This window comes from Mesorhizobium sp. ZC-5 (assembly GCF_025753855.1).
Lineage (GTDB): Bacteria > Pseudomonadota > Alphaproteobacteria > Rhizobiales > Rhizobiaceae > Neomesorhizobium.
In genome coordinates this window covers 274,135-289,820 of sequence record NZ_JAOWPT010000004.1, presented here as the reverse complement: position 1 = coordinate 289,820, position 15,686 = coordinate 274,135, and the positions used below count along the sequence as shown (strand labels likewise).

Genomic DNA, 15,686 nt, shown 5'->3' with positions numbered 1-15,686 from the left:
TCGTGACAAGAGCTCGGAATCGGAAGGATTATTGATGCTTTCACGCGATAGACAGACCGCAAGGCTGGACGAGACGGCGATCGTCGACGAGGCGATCATGTCGCGTCGTTCGGTGCGCGCCTTCCTGCCCGACATGGTCGATGACACAACGATCCGCGATATACTGGACGTCGCTGCCCGTGCACCGTCCGGCACCAACATGCAGCCGTGGCGCGTTTACGTGACCAAGGGCGAGGTGAAGCAGCGGATCACCGACGCGGTAATGAATTCGGGCATCCGCGCCGAAAAGGCCAAGTGGGACGAATACAAATATTATCCTGACCAGTTCTTCGAGCCGTACTATGCACGCCGCCGCAAGGTGGGTTTCGATCTCTACGGCGCGCTCGGCATAGGCCGCCGCGACGTCAACCAGATGCGCGAGCAGCACGACCGCAATTTTGTCTTCTTCGATGCGCCGGTCGGCATGATCTTCACCGTCGACCGCCGGCTGAACCAGGGTTCGTGGATCGACTACGGCATGTTCCTGCAGAACATCATGGTGGCGGCGCGGGCGAGGGGCCTGCATACCTGCCCGCAGGCGGCGTTTGCGCCCTATCACAACCAGATCCGCCCGGTGCTCGGCATTCCGGACGAGGAGATCGTGGTGTGCGGCATGGCGCTCGGCTACGAGGATACGTCAAAACCCGAGAACAGCCTGCGCACGGAGCGCGCGCCGCAGGACGAATGGGTCAAGTTCTGCGATTGAATGAAACCCGGGCACTGGCGGTCAGCCAGCGTCCCGCAGGCGTCATTTGTCGGAAAGCTTGGCCATCACGCGCTGCTCCATCAGCCACTTGGCGCCGCGCGGCCAGGCGTAGTTGGCGCCCATCCGCAGCCCCGTATAGCCGAAAGCGACGGGTATCCCGGTGTCACTGTCGACGACCTTGATCACCATTTCGAACTCGGTCCGGCTGATCCTGTTGACGATCCCCGTCATGGCCAGTTCGCCGCCGAGTTTCGAGGCGATGGCCGCCTCACAACCTTTGCAACTTCGCAGTGAACCAGCCTGCGCCACCTCGGTGGCCGCCGGTTTTGCATCGACGATCTTGTATGCTCCCGACGACTGCAGGAAGGCCTTTGCGACCTGTGTGGACTCTACAAGATATCTTGTGTCGATCTCGTCCTGGGGAATGATTCCCGCGGCGGCGCTCGAATCCATCATCTCGAAATCGAAGACGACGATATCCTTGACCGGCTCGGCGGCGGCTATCTGAACACTCGCCAGTAAGGCGGTGAGGAGAAGAGAGCAGATCGGAAATCCATTGGTCATGGCCATCGCCTGTCCACGCATCTTCCTCGGCATCTGCCTGAGGAAGAGCGTGTCCAGATTACCACCATCCGGCGCTGCCGCCAATCGATCGAAGGGTGAAGGCGGGTGAGGGGCTGACCTCAGCTCACCTCGTAGCCGACCTCTTCACTTGCATGGCAAAGCATCGTCCAGAACGAGCGGGCGAAGGAGCGGAAGACGTAGAGGTCGAACTGCTCTGCACCGGTGCGCTGGATATGGGCGAAAATGTCGTGATGCAGGGTAGCAATGCCGGAGCCGACCGGAAATGCCGGCAGGGCGAAATCGACGGCGAAGAACTTCGCCAGCACCCATTCCGCCTTCGGGCCGGAAATACGCAGCGCCGTGCGGCCGTGCGAAAGGTCAGTGACGGTTCCGACCTCGGAAGTGACCGCGCCTGAGAAGATAGCCGCAAGTCCTTCGTTCTGATCGACAATCAGAAACTTTCCGGGCGCAATTCCGAAGGCAGCCTTGCTGTCGCCGGACTTGCCGCCGCCAGCCCCATCGGGCAGTGCCAAGGCGGACACGGCCTTGATCGCCGCAAGCAGCTTCTTCTCCTGGCCTTGCCAGGCGGCAAGCTGGACGATCGAACCGGGCTGCGTCTCGGTAAGGACGACGCCGATGCCGTTTGCGGTATTGCCGTGCGTGCCCGGTTTCCAGACCGGCTTCAGCGGCGACAGAACGTCAACCATGCATACGCTTCCCTTCAGGATCGAAGAAATGGTGGCTAACGATCTCGACCGGCCCGAAACGTTTGCGCAGCGGATCGGCGACGAAGGCGCGGCTGCCGTGGCGCGATTTGCCGCCCTTGACCAGCGCCAACCCGATATATTTGCCAAGCGCCGGCGAATAACAGACAGCCGTGATGTGGCCGATCGAATTGCGCGGTTCGTCCGGATTGTTCTCCTCGACGATGTGAGCGCCGCCGTTGAGCGGCCGGTTGTCGAGGGAAATCACGCCGACCAGCTTGATGCGATCTTCCGCCATCAGCCCTTCGCGGTCCATCATCGCCGAGCCGATGAACGGCTTCTTCTTCGACAGCATCCAGTCGAGATGCAGGTCGCGACCGGTGGTGCGGCCGTCGATCTCGGCGCCGGTGACGTGACCCTTCTCGATGCGCAGCGTGCCGAGCGCCTCCAGCCCGTAAGGCACCAGGCCGAATGGTTTGCCGGCCTGCATCAGCGCCTTCCAGACATGGCAGCCGTGGCAGGCTCCGGAATAGACCTCGAAGGCCATCTCGCCGGAGAAGGACAGCCGGCAGATCATCACCGGCGCTCCGGCGATCTCGCCGTGGACGATGCCCATGAATTGCAGCGCCTCGTTGTCGACCGCGGTCCCGGTGACGCAGCTTGCCAGAATTTCGCGCGCCTTGGGCCCGCCGATCGCCGCACCCGCCCATTGGTCGGTGACCGAGGTGAGTTGCACCTTCAGGTCCGGCCAGATCACGTCGAGCAAATATTCCAGGTGCTGCATGACCTTGCCGGCGTTGGCCGTGGTCGTGGTCATCAGGAAATCGTTCTGTCCGAGCCGCCAGGTGGTGCCGTCATCCATCGCGAGACCGTCCTCGCGCAGCATCAGGCCGTAACGTGCCTTGCCGATTGCGAGCGTCGAAAAGACGTTGGTGTAGACGCGGTCGAGGAATTCGGCGGCATCCGGCCCTTGCACGGCGATCTTGCCCAGCGTCGAGACATCGACGATGCCGGCTGTCTCGCGTGTTGCCTTTGCTTCGCGCACGTAGGCCTGCTCGACCGTTTCGCCGGGGTCGCCATAGATCATCGGGCGGAACCAGAGGCCGACCGGATACATCGTTGCATTGTGTTCGATGTGCCAGTCATGCATCGGCGTGAGCCGTTCGGGCTTCAGGTCGCCATAACGCTCGGCGGCAAGGCTGCCCAGCGAAACGGCTGAGAAGGGCGGGCGAAAGCGTGTCGTGCCGACATCGGGAATCGGCTTGCCAAGCGCCTCCGCCATGATCGCGAGGCCCGGCACGTTGGATGTCTTGCCCTGGTCGGTGGCCATGCCGAGCGTCGTGTAGCGCTTGAGGTGCTCGACCGAGACGAAACCCTCGCGATAGGCGAGACGCACATCGTCTGCGGTGACGTCGTGCTGGAAATCCACGAATGCCTTGCCTTTGGCCTTGATTTCGAAAACCGGGGCGGGGTGCGAGCGGAGAGCGGGCGTTTCCACTTCCGGCAATGCCTCGATCAGACCATCGACGGTGCCGGCGGCCTGGCAGGCGGCGGCATGGCCTTCGGCAAGTGCTTCTTCGGTCGAGAAACTGCCGTTGAAGGCACCGGCGCCAACCCAGTTCTGCGTCGGCTGTGGCGGCAGGAAGGCCTGGCGGGCGTCGTCCCATTGCGGATTGATCCCGGCCTGGCTGGCGAGATGGATGACGGGCGACCAGCCACCGGAAACGATCAGGCAGTCGGCCTCGATGGAGCGCGGTTCTCCGGAAAGCGCGCCTGTCGCTGCGTCGAAAATCTGCACCTTGATGCCGGAGAGTTTTGCGCCGCCCTCGGTCGCGACGACGGCATGACCGGCGAGGAATTCACCGCCCACGGAAAGTGCGGCGGCATGCGCTGCCTCGGAAACCTCCCTGCGGACATCGACGATCGCGGCGATCCCGGCGCCGGCTTTTTTCAAGGCTGCCGCGGTGGCGTAGGCGCTGTCGTTGTTGGTGAAGACCACGACCTTGCGGCCCGGAAGCACTCCGAACTCGGCGGCATAGCGCTCGGCGGCGCTCGCCAGCATGACGCCGGGGCGATCGTTACCCGGGAAGACCAGAGGCCGTTCGAAGGCGCCGGTGGCCAGTACAACGGCTTCGGCGCGGATCGTCCAATATCGGTGCCGCGGCTCGCCTTTGCCGGGATTGGGCTTGTGATCGGCGACGCGCTCCAATGCCGCCAGCGTGTTGCCGTCATAATAGCCCCAGACTGTGGTGCGCGGCAGAAGCCGGACATTGGCGTTTTGGCGCAATTCGGTGACCGCCGCTTCGGCCCAGTCGGCGGCTGGCATTCCGTCGATGGTCTCGCCGGACCAGTTGGCCGAGCCGCCGAGGCGCGGCTCCAGATCGGCGAAGACAACGCGCTTGCCGCTCTCCGCGGCGGTTTTCGCCGCCATCAGCCCGGCCGGGCCGGAACCGACGACAAGCACGTCGCAGAAGGCGTTTATGCGTTCGTAGCGGGCCGTGTCCTTCTCATTACCGGCACGGCCGAGACCGGCGGCGCGGCGAATGAAATATTCGCAGAACATCCAGAACCGGGTGCCTTTCAGCGGGCCGATCACAGGGCCTATGAAAGTCTTGTAGTAAAAACCGGCGCCAAGCAGCTTGCCGCCGAGCTGGTTTGTAGCGCCGATATCGAAGCCCAGCGAAGGAAAATGATTCTGGCTGACGACTGTCAGCCCATCGTAAATCTCCAGCAGCGTTGCCGGTATGTTGGGCTCGCGGACACCGCCCTTCAAAACCGTGACGAGTGCATTGGGTTCGTCGACACCGGCCGTCATGACGCCGCGCGGGCGGTGATATTTGAACGAGCGGCCAAACAGCGAGACGCCGCTGGCGAGCAATGCCGAGGCAAGCGTGTCGCCGGGATACCCAGTGAACGGTTTGCCGTCGAAGGTGAAGCGGATGCTGCGCTGGCGGTCAATGCGGCCACCGCTGTCGGTGCGGCGCGGGCTCATGCGGCGCCTCCGCTCATGCGGTGACGGTCCGACTTGCGGTGGCCGGCATCGCGAGCGAACGCGACGGCCGAAACCTTGTGGGTCAGCGTGTTGCGGGTGACCATGAGATGCGCTCGGCAGCCGCCGGAATGCTGCCAGATCTCGTGATGGTCGCCGGCGGTATTTACCCGGTCGTAGACATAGGCGTTCCAGGCCTGCTGGTCGGTCGAGGCAGGATCCGGGCGGGTGCGATTGCCGTCGCCCTGATAGGTGAATTCGGACAGATCGCGCGGTCCGCAATAGGGGCAGGAGATGAGCATGGCGAACTTGGTCCGATCAGTGGAGGCGAGGGGTCGAACCCTGGCCCTTCTCGTCGATAAGGATGCCGCGGTGGAACCGGTCAAGCGTGAAGGCCGCGTTGAAAGCGTGCGGCTGATCCTTGGCGATGGTATGGGCAAAACACCAGCCGGAGGCCGGCGTTGCCTTGAAGCCGCCATAACACCAGCCGCAGTTCAGATACATGCCCGGCAGCGGCCCGGTGGTGATGATCGGCGAGCCGTCCATCGACATGTCCATGAGGCCGCCCCACGAGCGCAGCAGGCGGACACGCGCCAGGCCCGGGAACAGCGCCACCATCTCGCTCATCACTTCCTCGACCACCGGCAGGTTGCCGCGTTGCGCGTAGGTATTGTAGCCGTCGATGTCGCCGCCGAAGACCATGCCGCCCTTGTCGGACTGGGTCACATAGAGATGGCCGGCGCCAAAGGTGACGACGGTGTCCATGAAGGGCTTGATGCCTTCCGACACAAAGGCCTGGAGGACATGGCTTTCGATCGGCAGTTTATCGATGCCGGCAAGCTGCATGACGCGGCCGGTCGAACCGGCGACGGCGACAGCGACTTTCCTGGCGCGGATTTCGCCGCGTGTCGTGGTGACGCCGGTCACCCGGTCACCATCACGCAGGAAACCGGTGACCTCGCAGTTCTCCAGTATATCGACGCCGCGCCGGTCGGCGCCGCGGGCATAACCCCAGGCGACAGCGTCGTGCCGGGCAGTGCCGGCGCGGCGCTGCATCATGCCGCCGACGACCGGGAACCGGCCGCCGACGGACAGATCGAGCGCCGGGATCAGCCTGCCTATCTGGGCAGGGTTCATGAGTTCGGAATCGACACCCGCCAGCCGCATGGCATTGCCGCGCCGCGCCATGTCGTCGAGCTGCCCCGGCGTATGTGCGAGGTTGAGCACGCCGCGCTGCGAGAACATGACGTTGTAGTTGAGGTCGTGGGAGAGGTTTTCCCACAGCTTGACCGAGTGCTCATAGAAATTGGTGTTGGGAGGCAGCAAGTAGTTGGAACGGATCATCGTCGTGTTGCGGCCGATGTTGCCGGAACCCAGCCAGCCCTTTTCGAGCACAGCGACATTGGTGATGCCGTGCTCCTTGGCCAGATAATAGGCGGTGGAAAGCCCATGCCCACCGCCACCGACGATGATCACGTCATAGGACGGTTTCGGGTCAGGCTTGCGCCAGGCGGGTTTCCAGTCGCGGTTTCCAGAGAACGCGTTCTTGAGCAGCGAAAGGGCCGAATATTCCGCCATTTATAATCTTCCATGTGGGGCGATGCGGCACACTATAGATCAGGCGACGCTGCCAAAGCCAATATTGCGCCATCGCCTTTCGACTGGCCGACTTCCTATATCGGGCCGGAGGCGGCTTGCCCGTTGTTGCGCGCGTCTTTATCAAGAGCGGACTTCTCGAACATCCGACTGGCCCATGAGCCGCGCTGATATCATGTTTCCTGCCGTTTTCCGGCGTTTCGCCGTGCTCCTGATTCTGCTGGTTGCGACGGCAATGCCGTCCGGCGCGATGGCGCAATCAGTCGGCGACGGGATTGTCGCCGAGCAGCAGAAGATTATCGAAGGGCTGACTGGCAAAGTCGACAGTCTCGAAAAAGAGATCGCGGCGAATGCCGAGGACGACGTCGGCCTCGTCGAAATCCGGCTGCAGCTCGAAGAAATAGGGCGCGAACTGCTGACCAGCGGTCAGGCATTCCGGCCGCGCCTCGCCGAAATCAACGCACGGCTCGAGCAATTTGGACCGGCGCCCGCCGAGGGTCAGCCGCCCGAGCCGGACATGGTGACGCGAGAGCGCCAGAGCCTCGCCGCTGAAAAGGCAGAGATCAACGGGTTGCTGGGTATCGCGGAGAATCTGTCGATCCGCATCAACAGCCTGGTCAACAAGATCGCCGACATGCGGCGCGAGCTTTTCGCGAACCTGCTCACCAAGCGCACCGAAATCAACTACGACCTGGGCGGCGAAGTTGCCGAGGCGTTTGGCGAAGCGACGGACGATTTATACCACAGGACTGCATCGTGGCTGCGTTTCGTCGTTCAGTTCAAGCTGAACTCGATGCTCGCCGCGACGTTCTTCGGGTTGATCGCGGCGGCCGTACTCCTGATCGGCGGCAGGAGACTTTTCGGCCGCGTGTTCGAGGCCGATCCCGCCAACGAGAATCCGTCCTACCTCAGCCGCCTCTCGGTAGCGTTCTGGTCGACGCTCATGCCGACGGCGGCGGTGAGCGTGTTCCTCGCCACGATCTACCTGCTCTACGACTATTTCGCGGTCCTGCGCCTCGACATCGCAGAGATCATGACGGCGCTGTTTATCGTCATCGGCATCGTCTTCTTTGTCCACCGCCTTGCCAAGGCCGTGCTTTCGCCCCGCCTGCCCAACTGGCGGCTGATCGCGGTCGAAACGCGCGCGGCGCGACCGCTGCTGTGGCTGGTTTCGGCCACGGCATTTTTTACCGGTGTCGATGTCTTCCTGAGCACCGTTTACCGGGTCCTGGGCTCGCCCCTGTCGCTGACCGTCGGTGAAAGCCTGGTCGCTACCGTGCTTACCGGCATTCCGATGATCCTGATCGGGCTGATCAGGCCGTTCGTCGACGAAAACGGCAAGCCGAAACGCTGGCATCCGCTGCTGCGCTTCACGTTCTATTTCCTCGGCGGCCTGACAATCGTCTCGGCCTTGCTCGGCTATATCGGTTTCGCGCGTTTCCTGTCGGCGCAGATCGTGCTCACCGGCGCGGTCTTGGCGACGATGTATATCGGGTTCCTGTCCGCCCGGGCCATCGCCGACGAGGGCGCCTTTGCACACACCGCGCTTGGCAGGCGGCTGGCACGCGGCTTCAACCTTGATGACCCCACCCTCGATCAACTCGGTCTGGTCGTCAGTGTCGCGATCAATCTGTTCGTCGTTGTGATCGGCCTGCCGCTCATCCTTTTCCTGTGGGGTTTCCAACCCGGTGACATCACCGCCTGGGCCTACAAGCTCGCGACCGAGATCAGGATCGGCTCGGTCTCCTTCTCGCTGATAGGGCTCCTCACCGGCCTGATTGTCTTCGTCTTCGGCTATTTCCTCACGCGCTGGTTCCAAGGTTGGCTCGATGGCTCCGTGATGGCGCGAGGCAGGGTCGATCTCGGCGTGCGTAATTCCATACGCACCGTCGTTGGCTATGCCGGCCTAGCGCTTGCGGCGCTGGTCGGCGTTTCGGCTGCCGGCATCGACCTCTCGAACCTGGCGCTGATCGCCGGCGGCCTGTCGCTCGGCATCGGCTTTGGCCTGCAGAACGTCGTTTCCAATTTCGTGTCCGGGCTGATCCTGCTTGCCGAGCGGCCCTTCAAGGCTGGAGACTGGATCGTCGCCGGGACGGTATCGGGAACGGTCAAGAAGATCAGCGTGCGTGCCACGGAGATCGAGACGTTCCAGCGCCAGACCGTGATCTTGCCGAACTCCGAACTGATCAATGCCGCCGTCGGTAACTGGACGCACAAGAACAAGCTCGGCCGCATCGATATCAAGATCAACGTCGCCTACGGCTCCGACCCGAAGCGTGCACATGCCATCCTCCTGGAAATCGCCAGGAGCCATCCCCTGGTGCTGAAGAACCCGGAACCCTTCGTGCTGTTCGCCAATTTCGGCCTGGCGGCGCTGGAGTTTGAAATTCGCGTCTTCCTGGCTGATATCCTGAATGGCAACGTCGTGCAGAACGACATCCGTTTCGCGGTGCTGGAAGCCTTTGCCGAGGCACATGTCGACATGCCCTCGACGCCGCGCGCGGCGGTGGAATTGCTCCCGTCCACGGAAGTGGAAGAGCCTGGGGCTGAGGAAGCGCAGGCTGAGAGCTCCGAGCCAGGGGAGCCCGGACCGGAAAAGCCGGCGCCAAAGCCAAAGCGCAAGAGCAAGGTTCCCGACCCAGATTAAGACCCGCCATCCGCTGAACGCAGCATTCAGTTGCCGTTCAGCTTCGTTCTCCTATAAGGTTTGCGTGAGAGAGGGCAGAGGCCTTCTCCAGGCAACAGAGGCGGTGGAAACACCGGTAATTTCAATGAAAAAGTTCTGTGTAGCGATTGCCGCATTGCTTGCGTTGAGCGCGCATGGGATCGCCGCCAGCGCCGTCAACAAGGACGCCGAGCCGCGTACGCTGATCGTCACCGAGGGCGGCAGCAAGACCGAACTCGCATTGGCTGCGGGCGAGACCGTGGAGTTCTGCGCGGCGGGCTGTTTCGTGACCATGCCGAACGGTGACCGCGAAGCGTTGACGGGGTCCGAGACCATCGAAATCTCCGGCGGCGTCGGCAAAATCAGATAGTCGCAGATATATGACGATCGAAGGGCCGGGCGGGATTGTCCGGCCTTTTATGCATTCCGGTAGCGGCGGGTTAACGCTGGGCTTCGAAACTTGCGCCAGTTCGCGCGCCAGCCCCACCGGTTTAACGCTCATTTTCGGGTTCATCGCTATATCGGTCCTGAACGCTCGTAGAAGGCGTTGGCGGGACATATGGGCTGGCGAAAATGGATGCACGATCGGACAATCAGGCGATACCGCTGGCAGTCGATCTGGACGGGACGCTGATCGCGACCGACCTTCTGTGGGAAGGTCTCTTCCTGCTGCTGCGCAAAAATCCGCTTTTCCTGTTCATGGTGCCGGTTTGGCTTGCTTCCGGCCCGGCGCGCCTGAAATGCGAGATCGCCGCGCGCATCGACATTGATGCCACTGGGCTTCCCTATCGCGACGAGGTGATTTCGCGATTGCGTGAGGAGCGCGCCAACGGCCGCCAGATCATTCTCGCCACCGGCACGCCGCGCAAATTCGCGGATGCGATTGCCGCCCATCTGGGACTGTTCGACGAGGTGCTGGCGACGGATGGGACACACAATCTGACGTCCGGTCGCAAGAAGGCCGTTCTGGTGGAAGCCTATGGCGACGGCGGGTTCGACTACGCCGGCAACAGCCGCCACGATCTCAAGGTTTTCGATTCCGCGCGCGAGGCGATCGTGGTGGCGCCTGACCGCCATGCGGCACGCTGGCAGTCGTCGCATGGCAGCGAGTTACTTGAAACGCCGAAGCCGACCATCAAGACTGTTTTCAAGATGCTGCGGGCGCATCAGTGGCTGAAGAACGGCTTGATTGCCATTCCGATGATCCTGTCGCACGAGTATTTCAACGTCGGCATGCTGACCGCCTGCGTGCTGGCTTTCATCTCGTTCAGCGCGGCCGCGTCAGCAATCTACATCGTCAACGATTTCTTCGACCTGGCGCTGGATCGCCGTCACCCGACAAAACGCAACCGGCCTTTCGCTAGCGGCCTGCTGTCGATGCCGTTCGGCTTCGCTTCAGCCGGGGTGCTGCTCACGATCAGTCTTGTTACGGCGCTGTTCCTGCCAATCGAGTTCCTGGCCGTGCTCGTAGCCTATCTGGTGATCACCACCGCCTATTCGTTCTCGATCAAGCGGATGCTTTTGATCGACGTTTTGACGCTTGCCGGCCTTTACACGATCCGCATCATCGCGGGCGCCGCCGCCACCGGTGTCAACGTGTCGTTCTGGCTGCTTGCCTTCTCGATCTTCTTCTTCCTGTCGCTGGCGCTGGTGAAGCGGTTCGTCGAACTGAGGTCGACGCCGCTGCCTGTCGGCGAACGGATAGCCGGCCGCGGTTATCGCGCTGAGGACCAGGAGATCGTCGCACAGGCCGGCATGGCTTCGGCGTTTTCCTCGGCACTGGTTCTGGCGCTCTATATCGATAGCGACGCGGTGCGCGAGCTTTACCCGCATCCGTGGCTGGTGTGGCCGCTGTCGCCGATCGTGCTCTACCTGACCATGCGCGTCTGGATCCTGGCGCGCCGCGACGAAATGCATGACGACCCGGTGGTTTTCATCATCCGTGACTGGCGCAGCCAATTGATAGCGGCGATCGGCGCCGTCCTGCTCGTAATCGCGGGTTCCTAGCGATGCCGGCCTACGAAAGCTTCGGCCGGACCGTTCCGCCAGCACGACGGGTGATCAGCGCCGAGGAAGCCATCGCCAGCCTCAAATCGGGCGAGGCTGGTAAAGGTGCCATGCTCGCCTACGGCAACGGCCGCTCCTATGGCGACAGCTGCCAGAACGGGAACGGCGCCATTGCAGACATGCGGCCGATGAACCGCATTCTTGCTTTCGATCCGGGCAGCGGGGTCGTCGAAGCCGAGGCTGGCATCCTGCTCTCCGAAATCATCGCGCATGCGGCGCCGTTCGGCTTCTTTCCCGCGGTCGTTCCGGGCACCCAGTTCGTGACGCTCGGCGGCGCGATCGCCAACGATGTGCATGGCAAGAACCATCATCGCCGCGGCACCTTCGGCTGCCATGTCGAAGCTTTCTCCCTGCTTCGCTCCGACGGCCGCGTCCATCACTGCTCGCCCGAATACAATGCCGGCCTGTTTTCGGCGACTATCGGCGGCATGGGCCTGACCGGCATCATCCTCAGCGCCTCGATCCGGCTGATGCGGGTCGCTTCACTGGATGTCGAGGAGACTGTGACGCCGTTCGGCAGTCTCGCCGAATTTTTCGAAATCGCCGAAGCGGCAGACGCCGGAAACGAATATGCGGTCGCCTGGATCGACCAGCTTGCCGCCGGCAAGGGCGCTGGCCGCGGCCTGCTGATGACCGGCAATCATTCGAACTACGGAGCCCGCAGCGCGGCAGCGGCGGGTGCGAATATTTCGGTGCCGTTCCAGCCGCCGCTGAATGTGCTCAACCGGCCATTCCTGAAGGCCTTCAACGCGGCCTACCGCTGGAAGAAGGGCAAGGCGCGCGCGCCGCATGTCACCGGCTACCAGGGCTTCTTCTTCCCGCTCGACGGGGTGCGAGACTGGAACCGGCTCTATGGACCGAACGGATTGTTCCAGCACCAGAGTGTGGTGCCGGAGGCGGCGGCGCGTCAGGCCGTGCCGGAACTTCTGGCTGCCGCGCTGAAGGCCGGGCAGGGCTCGTTCCTCACAGTGCTCAAGCGGTTCGGTGCGACGCGCTCACCCGGATTGCTATCGTTTCCGCGTCCGGGCTACACGCTGACTCTCGACTTCCCCAACCGCGGCACGGCGACGCTGAAACTCCTGGAACGGCTCGACGCCATCACCATCGAGGCCGGCGGTGCGGTCAACCCCTACAAGGACGCGCGCATGGGGGCCGATGTCTTCGCCGCATCCTTTCCGGACTGGCTGATGCTCGAGGCGGCGCGGGATCCAGCATTCATATCCGATTTCTGGGTACGCACGGCGATGCGCCTTCAGTCATCGGAAGCCGGGGCAGCTCAGGCTGCGGAATGAGTAAAACTTGAACTATTCTTGGTAAACGAAGATAAAATAACCAATTCGCAAAAGTTGTTTGTTTGGTTTCACAAATTGTTTCCGTCTTTGTACTAGAACGGCGTCGGGCAGGTGGAAGAATGAAATATCTCGGCTTCATACTTTTTACGGTGATGACCAACGCTGCGGCGCAGCTGATGCTGAAGCATGGCATGATGTCGCTCGGGTCGATCAGTTTCGAGGGCACCAATCCGTTGCTCAAGCTGCTGCAGATCGTGTTCAGCCCATGGGTGTTCCTTGGGTTGTGCACCTTTGTGATCTCGATGGCGTCGCATCTCTACGTGCTGTCGAAAGTCGAGCTTTCCTTCGCCTATCCTTTCCTCAGCCTTGCCTATGTTGCTGTCGCGGTGTTCGCCTACTTCATATTCCGCGAGGATCTGAACGCCTGGCGCATCGCCGGTATCGCCTTCATCTGCGTCGGAACCGTGCTGATCGCGCAAAGTGGGCGTGGGACCGATGAAGATGGCACGAAGGTTGCGTCGGCCCCCCTGCAAACGAGCGAGTTCTCAAAATGAGACATGTTATCTTCGGAGGCGACGGCTTTGTCGGCCGCCATCTTGCGCCCAAGCTGATCGCCGATGGCGAAGAGGTGATCGTCGCCGACATCGTTAAGAGCGACCTGCCGCATTACCGCAAGGCGGCTTTCGTCCAATGCGACGTCACTGATCCGACCTCCGTGGCCAAGGTCGGCATCCGCGCCGACGACATGGTCTACAACCTGTCGGCCAAGATGCTGTCGCCGATCCAGGTGCGCGCCAAGCGGCACGATTTCTTCTGGCCGGTGAATGTGCACGGCACCGAAAACATCGTCGCGGCGATGGACAAGGCTGGTGCGCCGAAGCTGGTGCATTTCACCACCGACATGATCTACGGCCATACGGTCACCTATCCGATGACCGAAGAGCATCCGGTGTCGCCGCTTGGCGAATATGGCTGGTCGAAGCTGAAGACCGAAGAGCTTGCCGCCGATTGGCGCAAGCGCGGCATGTCAATCTCGCTGTTTCGGCCGCGCCTCATCATCGGCCCCGGACGGCTTGGCATTCTTGAAAAGCTGTTCAAGCTGATCGACTGGAACCTTCCGGTGCCGATGATCGGTTCGGGCAAGAACCCCTATCAGTTCATCTCGGTGTTCGACTGCGCCGAGGCGGCGAGGCTTGCCTGGAAGGCCGGTGTGCCGAACGAGGCGTACAATCTCGGCTCGCTCAACCCGCCGCCGGTGCGCAAACTGCTTGGCGACCTGGTGAAGCACGCCGGCTCGAAATCGATCCTCGTGCCGACACCGGGCTGGGCGGTGAAGAAGACGCTCGACCTGCTCGACCTGCTCAACATGCCGATCATGGATCCGGAGCAATATCTGATCGCCGATGAGGAGTGCGTGCTCGACGTCTCCAAGGGCGAACGCCAGCTCGGCTGGATCCCGCATTACCGTGACGAGGACATGCTCATCGCCGCGTACAAGGAATACCGCGCCAAGAAAGACGGTCATGCAGTGGCCGCAAATCACGTCCCGGCCGAATAGGAGATTTTGCGATGACTGTCATGACCAAGCCACAAGCCAATAATGCGCGCACGCTCGTCAATGCTCCGGCGCTTTCACCGACGGCGATCGTCAAGCCGGAGATGATCAGCGTCGAGGCGTCGAAGGCGATGGACGTCGCCCGCATGACCGACCTGTTCAAGGCGCATCTCAATCCGGGCCAACTGCATTTCATGAAGCTGCTCGGCTTCCACAAGATCAAGATCGAGACTGCGGAAGGAATGTTTTATGTCGACCAGAACGGCCGCCGGATTCTCGATTTCTTCGGCGGCTTCGGCTCGCTGGCGCTCGGTCACAACCATCCCCGCATCATCGCTGCGCGTGAAAAATTCCAGGACGAAAAGCGCCACGAGATCGCCATCGCCTTCATGTCGCAATATGCCGCCGCACTGGCGCATAATCTGGCGCAGATTTCGCCGGGCGATCTCGACATGGTCTTCTTCGGCTCTTCCGGATCGGAAGCCATGGAGGCGGCGGTCAAGATTGCCGAACGCGCCGCGGGACCGAAGCGTCCCAAGGTCGTCTATGCCGAGAACTCATTCCACGGCAAGACCAAGGGTGTTCTGGCCATCACCGACGGCCAGCTTTACCGCGGCGAATTCAAACTGACCGATAACACCGTGCGTGTGCCGTTCGGCGACATCGACGCGATCGAGCGTGCTTTCAAGACCGATCCCGAAATCGGCGCCATCGTGCTGGAAACCATCCAGGGCGGCGGTGGCATCGTGCAGGCTCCGGCCGAGTTCTGGCAGAAGCTTCGCGCTCTCTGCGACCAGTACGGGGTGCTCTGGGTCGCCGACGAGGTACAGTGCGGCGTCGGACGGTCAGGCCGCTTCTTTGCCTTCGAGCACTACTGCGTGGTGCCGGACGTGACGGCGGTCGCCAAGTCGCTCGGCGGCGGCAAGTCGGCCATGGCGGCGATGATCGCCAAGCGGGATGTCTACATGAAGGCGTATGGTACGCCGAAGACTGCGATGATCCACGCCGCCGCCACGTTCGGCGGCATCGGCGAAGCCTCGATAACCGCCATCGAGACGCTGCACGTGCTTTATGATGAAGGGCTGATCGAGAATGCCGCCGTCACCGGCGACTATCTGCTCTCGCGGCTGCAGACGCTGCAAGCCAAGTATCCGAAGATCATCAAGGAGGTGCGCGGCAAGGGCTTCATGGTTGGCCTCGAGTTCCACGATTTCAGCCAGACGCTGCCAATGGTGCTGCGCCCGGTGGTTTCGATGCTGGACGACAAGCTGAAGGGCTCGCTGTCGGGTTTCGTCGGGGCTTTGCTGCTGCGCGACTACGACGTGCTGGTCGCTTTCACCGAATACAACCGCAACGTCATCCGCCTGCTGCCGCCGCTGATCTGCCAGCGCGAGCACGTCGACCAGCTTGTCGATGCCATCGACAGCCTCCTGGGGCGCGGCATCGTCGCGATCGTCAAGGACTTCGTGAAAAGCCAGGTGAAGTAACGAGTAGGCGTGGGCGCGCCGC

The 15,686-nt window shown here is 62.2% G+C and carries 13 protein-coding genes; 8 read left to right on the top strand and 5 right to left on the bottom strand.

Going from position 1 to position 15,686, the window contains the following annotated elements:
• The first annotated feature begins 34 nt into the window (after positions 1–34).
• Positions 35–745, top strand: coding sequence for a nitroreductase (locus OHD58_RS13585; RefSeq protein WP_263803898.1), 711 nt, complete (start codon positions 35–37; stop codon positions 743–745).
• Between the two features lie 42 nt (positions 746–787).
• On the opposite strand, the gene OHD58_RS13580 is transcribed toward OHD58_RS13585, so the two are convergent.
• The 5 genes from OHD58_RS13580 to OHD58_RS13560 all read right to left on the bottom strand — a co-directional run bounded on the left by OHD58_RS13580 (position 788) and on the right by OHD58_RS13560 (position 6,580).
• A complete protein-coding gene (locus OHD58_RS13580; RefSeq protein ID WP_263803897.1) occupies positions 788–1,309 on the bottom strand; it encodes a DUF3280 domain-containing protein in 522 nt (173 codons plus the stop codon).
• 119 nt (positions 1,310–1,428) lie between these two features.
• A complete protein-coding gene (soxG, locus tag OHD58_RS13575; RefSeq protein ID WP_263803895.1) occupies positions 1,429–2,016 on the bottom strand; it encodes a sarcosine oxidase subunit gamma family protein in 588 nt (195 codons plus the stop codon).
• Entirely contained in the window at positions 2,009–5,005 is a 2,997-nt protein-coding gene (locus tag OHD58_RS13570; protein WP_263803894.1) for a sarcosine oxidase subunit alpha family protein, read from the bottom strand. The genes soxG and OHD58_RS13570 overlap by 8 nt, the downstream gene beginning before the upstream one ends.
• Positions 5,002–5,304 (bottom strand): sarcosine oxidase subunit delta family protein, encoded by a 303-nt coding sequence (locus OHD58_RS13565; RefSeq protein ID WP_263803893.1) that lies wholly within the window; start codon positions 5,302–5,304, stop codon positions 5,002–5,004. Before OHD58_RS13565 ends, OHD58_RS13570 begins: the two co-directional genes overlap by 4 nt.
• 16 nt (positions 5,305–5,320) lie before the next feature.
• Positions 5,321–6,580: a sarcosine oxidase subunit beta family protein gene (locus OHD58_RS13560; protein ID WP_263803892.1), complete on the bottom strand. Its 1,260-nt coding sequence runs from the start codon at positions 6,578–6,580 to the stop codon at positions 5,321–5,323.
• 175 nt (positions 6,581–6,755) lie between these two features.
• Between OHD58_RS13560 and OHD58_RS13555 the strand changes: the two genes are divergently transcribed.
• The 7 genes from OHD58_RS13555 (at position 6,756) to OHD58_RS13525 (ending at position 15,664) form a co-directional block, all read left to right on the top strand.
• The gene (locus OHD58_RS13555; RefSeq protein ID WP_263803891.1) at positions 6,756–9,245 is read left to right on the top strand and encodes a mechanosensitive ion channel family protein; all 2,490 of its coding nucleotides are present in this window, start codon (positions 6,756–6,758) and stop codon (positions 9,243–9,245) included.
• Positions 9,246–9,369: 124 nt separating this feature from the next.
• Entirely contained in the window at positions 9,370–9,633 is a 264-nt protein-coding gene (locus OHD58_RS13550; protein ID WP_263803890.1) for a hypothetical protein, read from the top strand.
• 203 nt (positions 9,634–9,836) lie between these two features.
• Positions 9,837–11,270, top strand: coding sequence for a UbiA family prenyltransferase (locus OHD58_RS13545; protein ID WP_263803889.1), 1,434 nt, complete (start codon positions 9,837–9,839; stop codon positions 11,268–11,270).
• Between the two features lie 2 nt (positions 11,271–11,272).
• Entirely contained in the window at positions 11,273–12,622 is a 1,350-nt protein-coding gene (locus OHD58_RS13540) for an FAD-binding oxidoreductase (protein ID WP_263803888.1), read from the top strand.
• A gap of 119 nt (positions 12,623–12,741) precedes the next feature.
• Positions 12,742–13,176 carry an EamA family transporter gene (locus OHD58_RS13535; protein WP_263803887.1) on the top strand — a complete coding sequence of 145 codons (435 nt, stop codon included), beginning with the start codon at positions 12,742–12,744 and terminating at the stop codon, positions 13,174–13,176.
• The gene (locus OHD58_RS13530; protein ID WP_263803886.1) at positions 13,173–14,180 is read left to right on the top strand and encodes an NAD-dependent epimerase/dehydratase family protein; all 1,008 of its coding nucleotides are present in this window, start codon (positions 13,173–13,175) and stop codon (positions 14,178–14,180) included. The genes OHD58_RS13535 and OHD58_RS13530 overlap by 4 nt, the downstream gene beginning before the upstream one ends.
• An 11-nt stretch (positions 14,181–14,191) precedes the next feature.
• Positions 14,192–15,664: an aspartate aminotransferase family protein gene (locus tag OHD58_RS13525; protein WP_412177212.1), complete on the top strand. Its 1,473-nt coding sequence runs from the start codon at positions 14,192–14,194 to the stop codon at positions 15,662–15,664.
• Positions 15,665–15,686: the final 22 nt, after the last annotated feature.

Coding starts and splice junctions, on each gene's coding strand:
- OHD58_RS13545 (WP_263803889.1), top strand. CDS start 9,837: ATGGATGCACGATCGGACAATCAGGCGATACCGCTGGCAGTCGATCTG.
- OHD58_RS13540 (WP_263803888.1), top strand. CDS start 11,273: ATGCCGGCCTACGAAAGCTTCGGCCGGACCGTTCCGCCAGCACGACGG.
- OHD58_RS13530 (WP_263803886.1), top strand. CDS start 13,173: ATGAGACATGTTATCTTCGGAGGCGACGGCTTTGTCGGCCGCCATCTT.
- OHD58_RS13585 (WP_263803898.1), top strand. CDS start 35: ATGCTTTCACGCGATAGACAGACCGCAAGGCTGGACGAGACGGCGATC.
- OHD58_RS13535 (WP_263803887.1), top strand. CDS start 12,742: ATGAAATATCTCGGCTTCATACTTTTTACGGTGATGACCAACGCTGCG.
- OHD58_RS13555 (WP_263803891.1), top strand. CDS start 6,756: ATGAGCCGCGCTGATATCATGTTTCCTGCCGTTTTCCGGCGTTTCGCC.
- OHD58_RS13580 (WP_263803897.1), bottom strand. CDS start 1,309: ATGACCAATGGATTTCCGATCTGCTCTCTTCTCCTCACCGCCTTACTG.
- OHD58_RS13570 (WP_263803894.1), bottom strand. CDS start 5,005: ATGAGCCCGCGCCGCACCGACAGCGGTGGCCGCATTGACCGCCAGCGC.
- OHD58_RS13560 (WP_263803892.1), bottom strand. CDS start 6,580: ATGGCGGAATATTCGGCCCTTTCGCTGCTCAAGAACGCGTTCTCTGGA.
- OHD58_RS13565 (WP_263803893.1), bottom strand. CDS start 5,304: ATGCTCATCTCCTGCCCCTATTGCGGACCGCGCGATCTGTCCGAATTC.
- soxG (WP_263803895.1), bottom strand. CDS start 2,016: ATGGTTGACGTTCTGTCGCCGCTGAAGCCGGTCTGGAAACCGGGCACG.
- OHD58_RS13525 (WP_412177212.1), top strand. CDS start 14,192: ATGACTGTCATGACCAAGCCACAAGCCAATAATGCGCGCACGCTCGTC.
- OHD58_RS13550 (WP_263803890.1), top strand. CDS start 9,370: ATGAAAAAGTTCTGTGTAGCGATTGCCGCATTGCTTGCGTTGAGCGCG.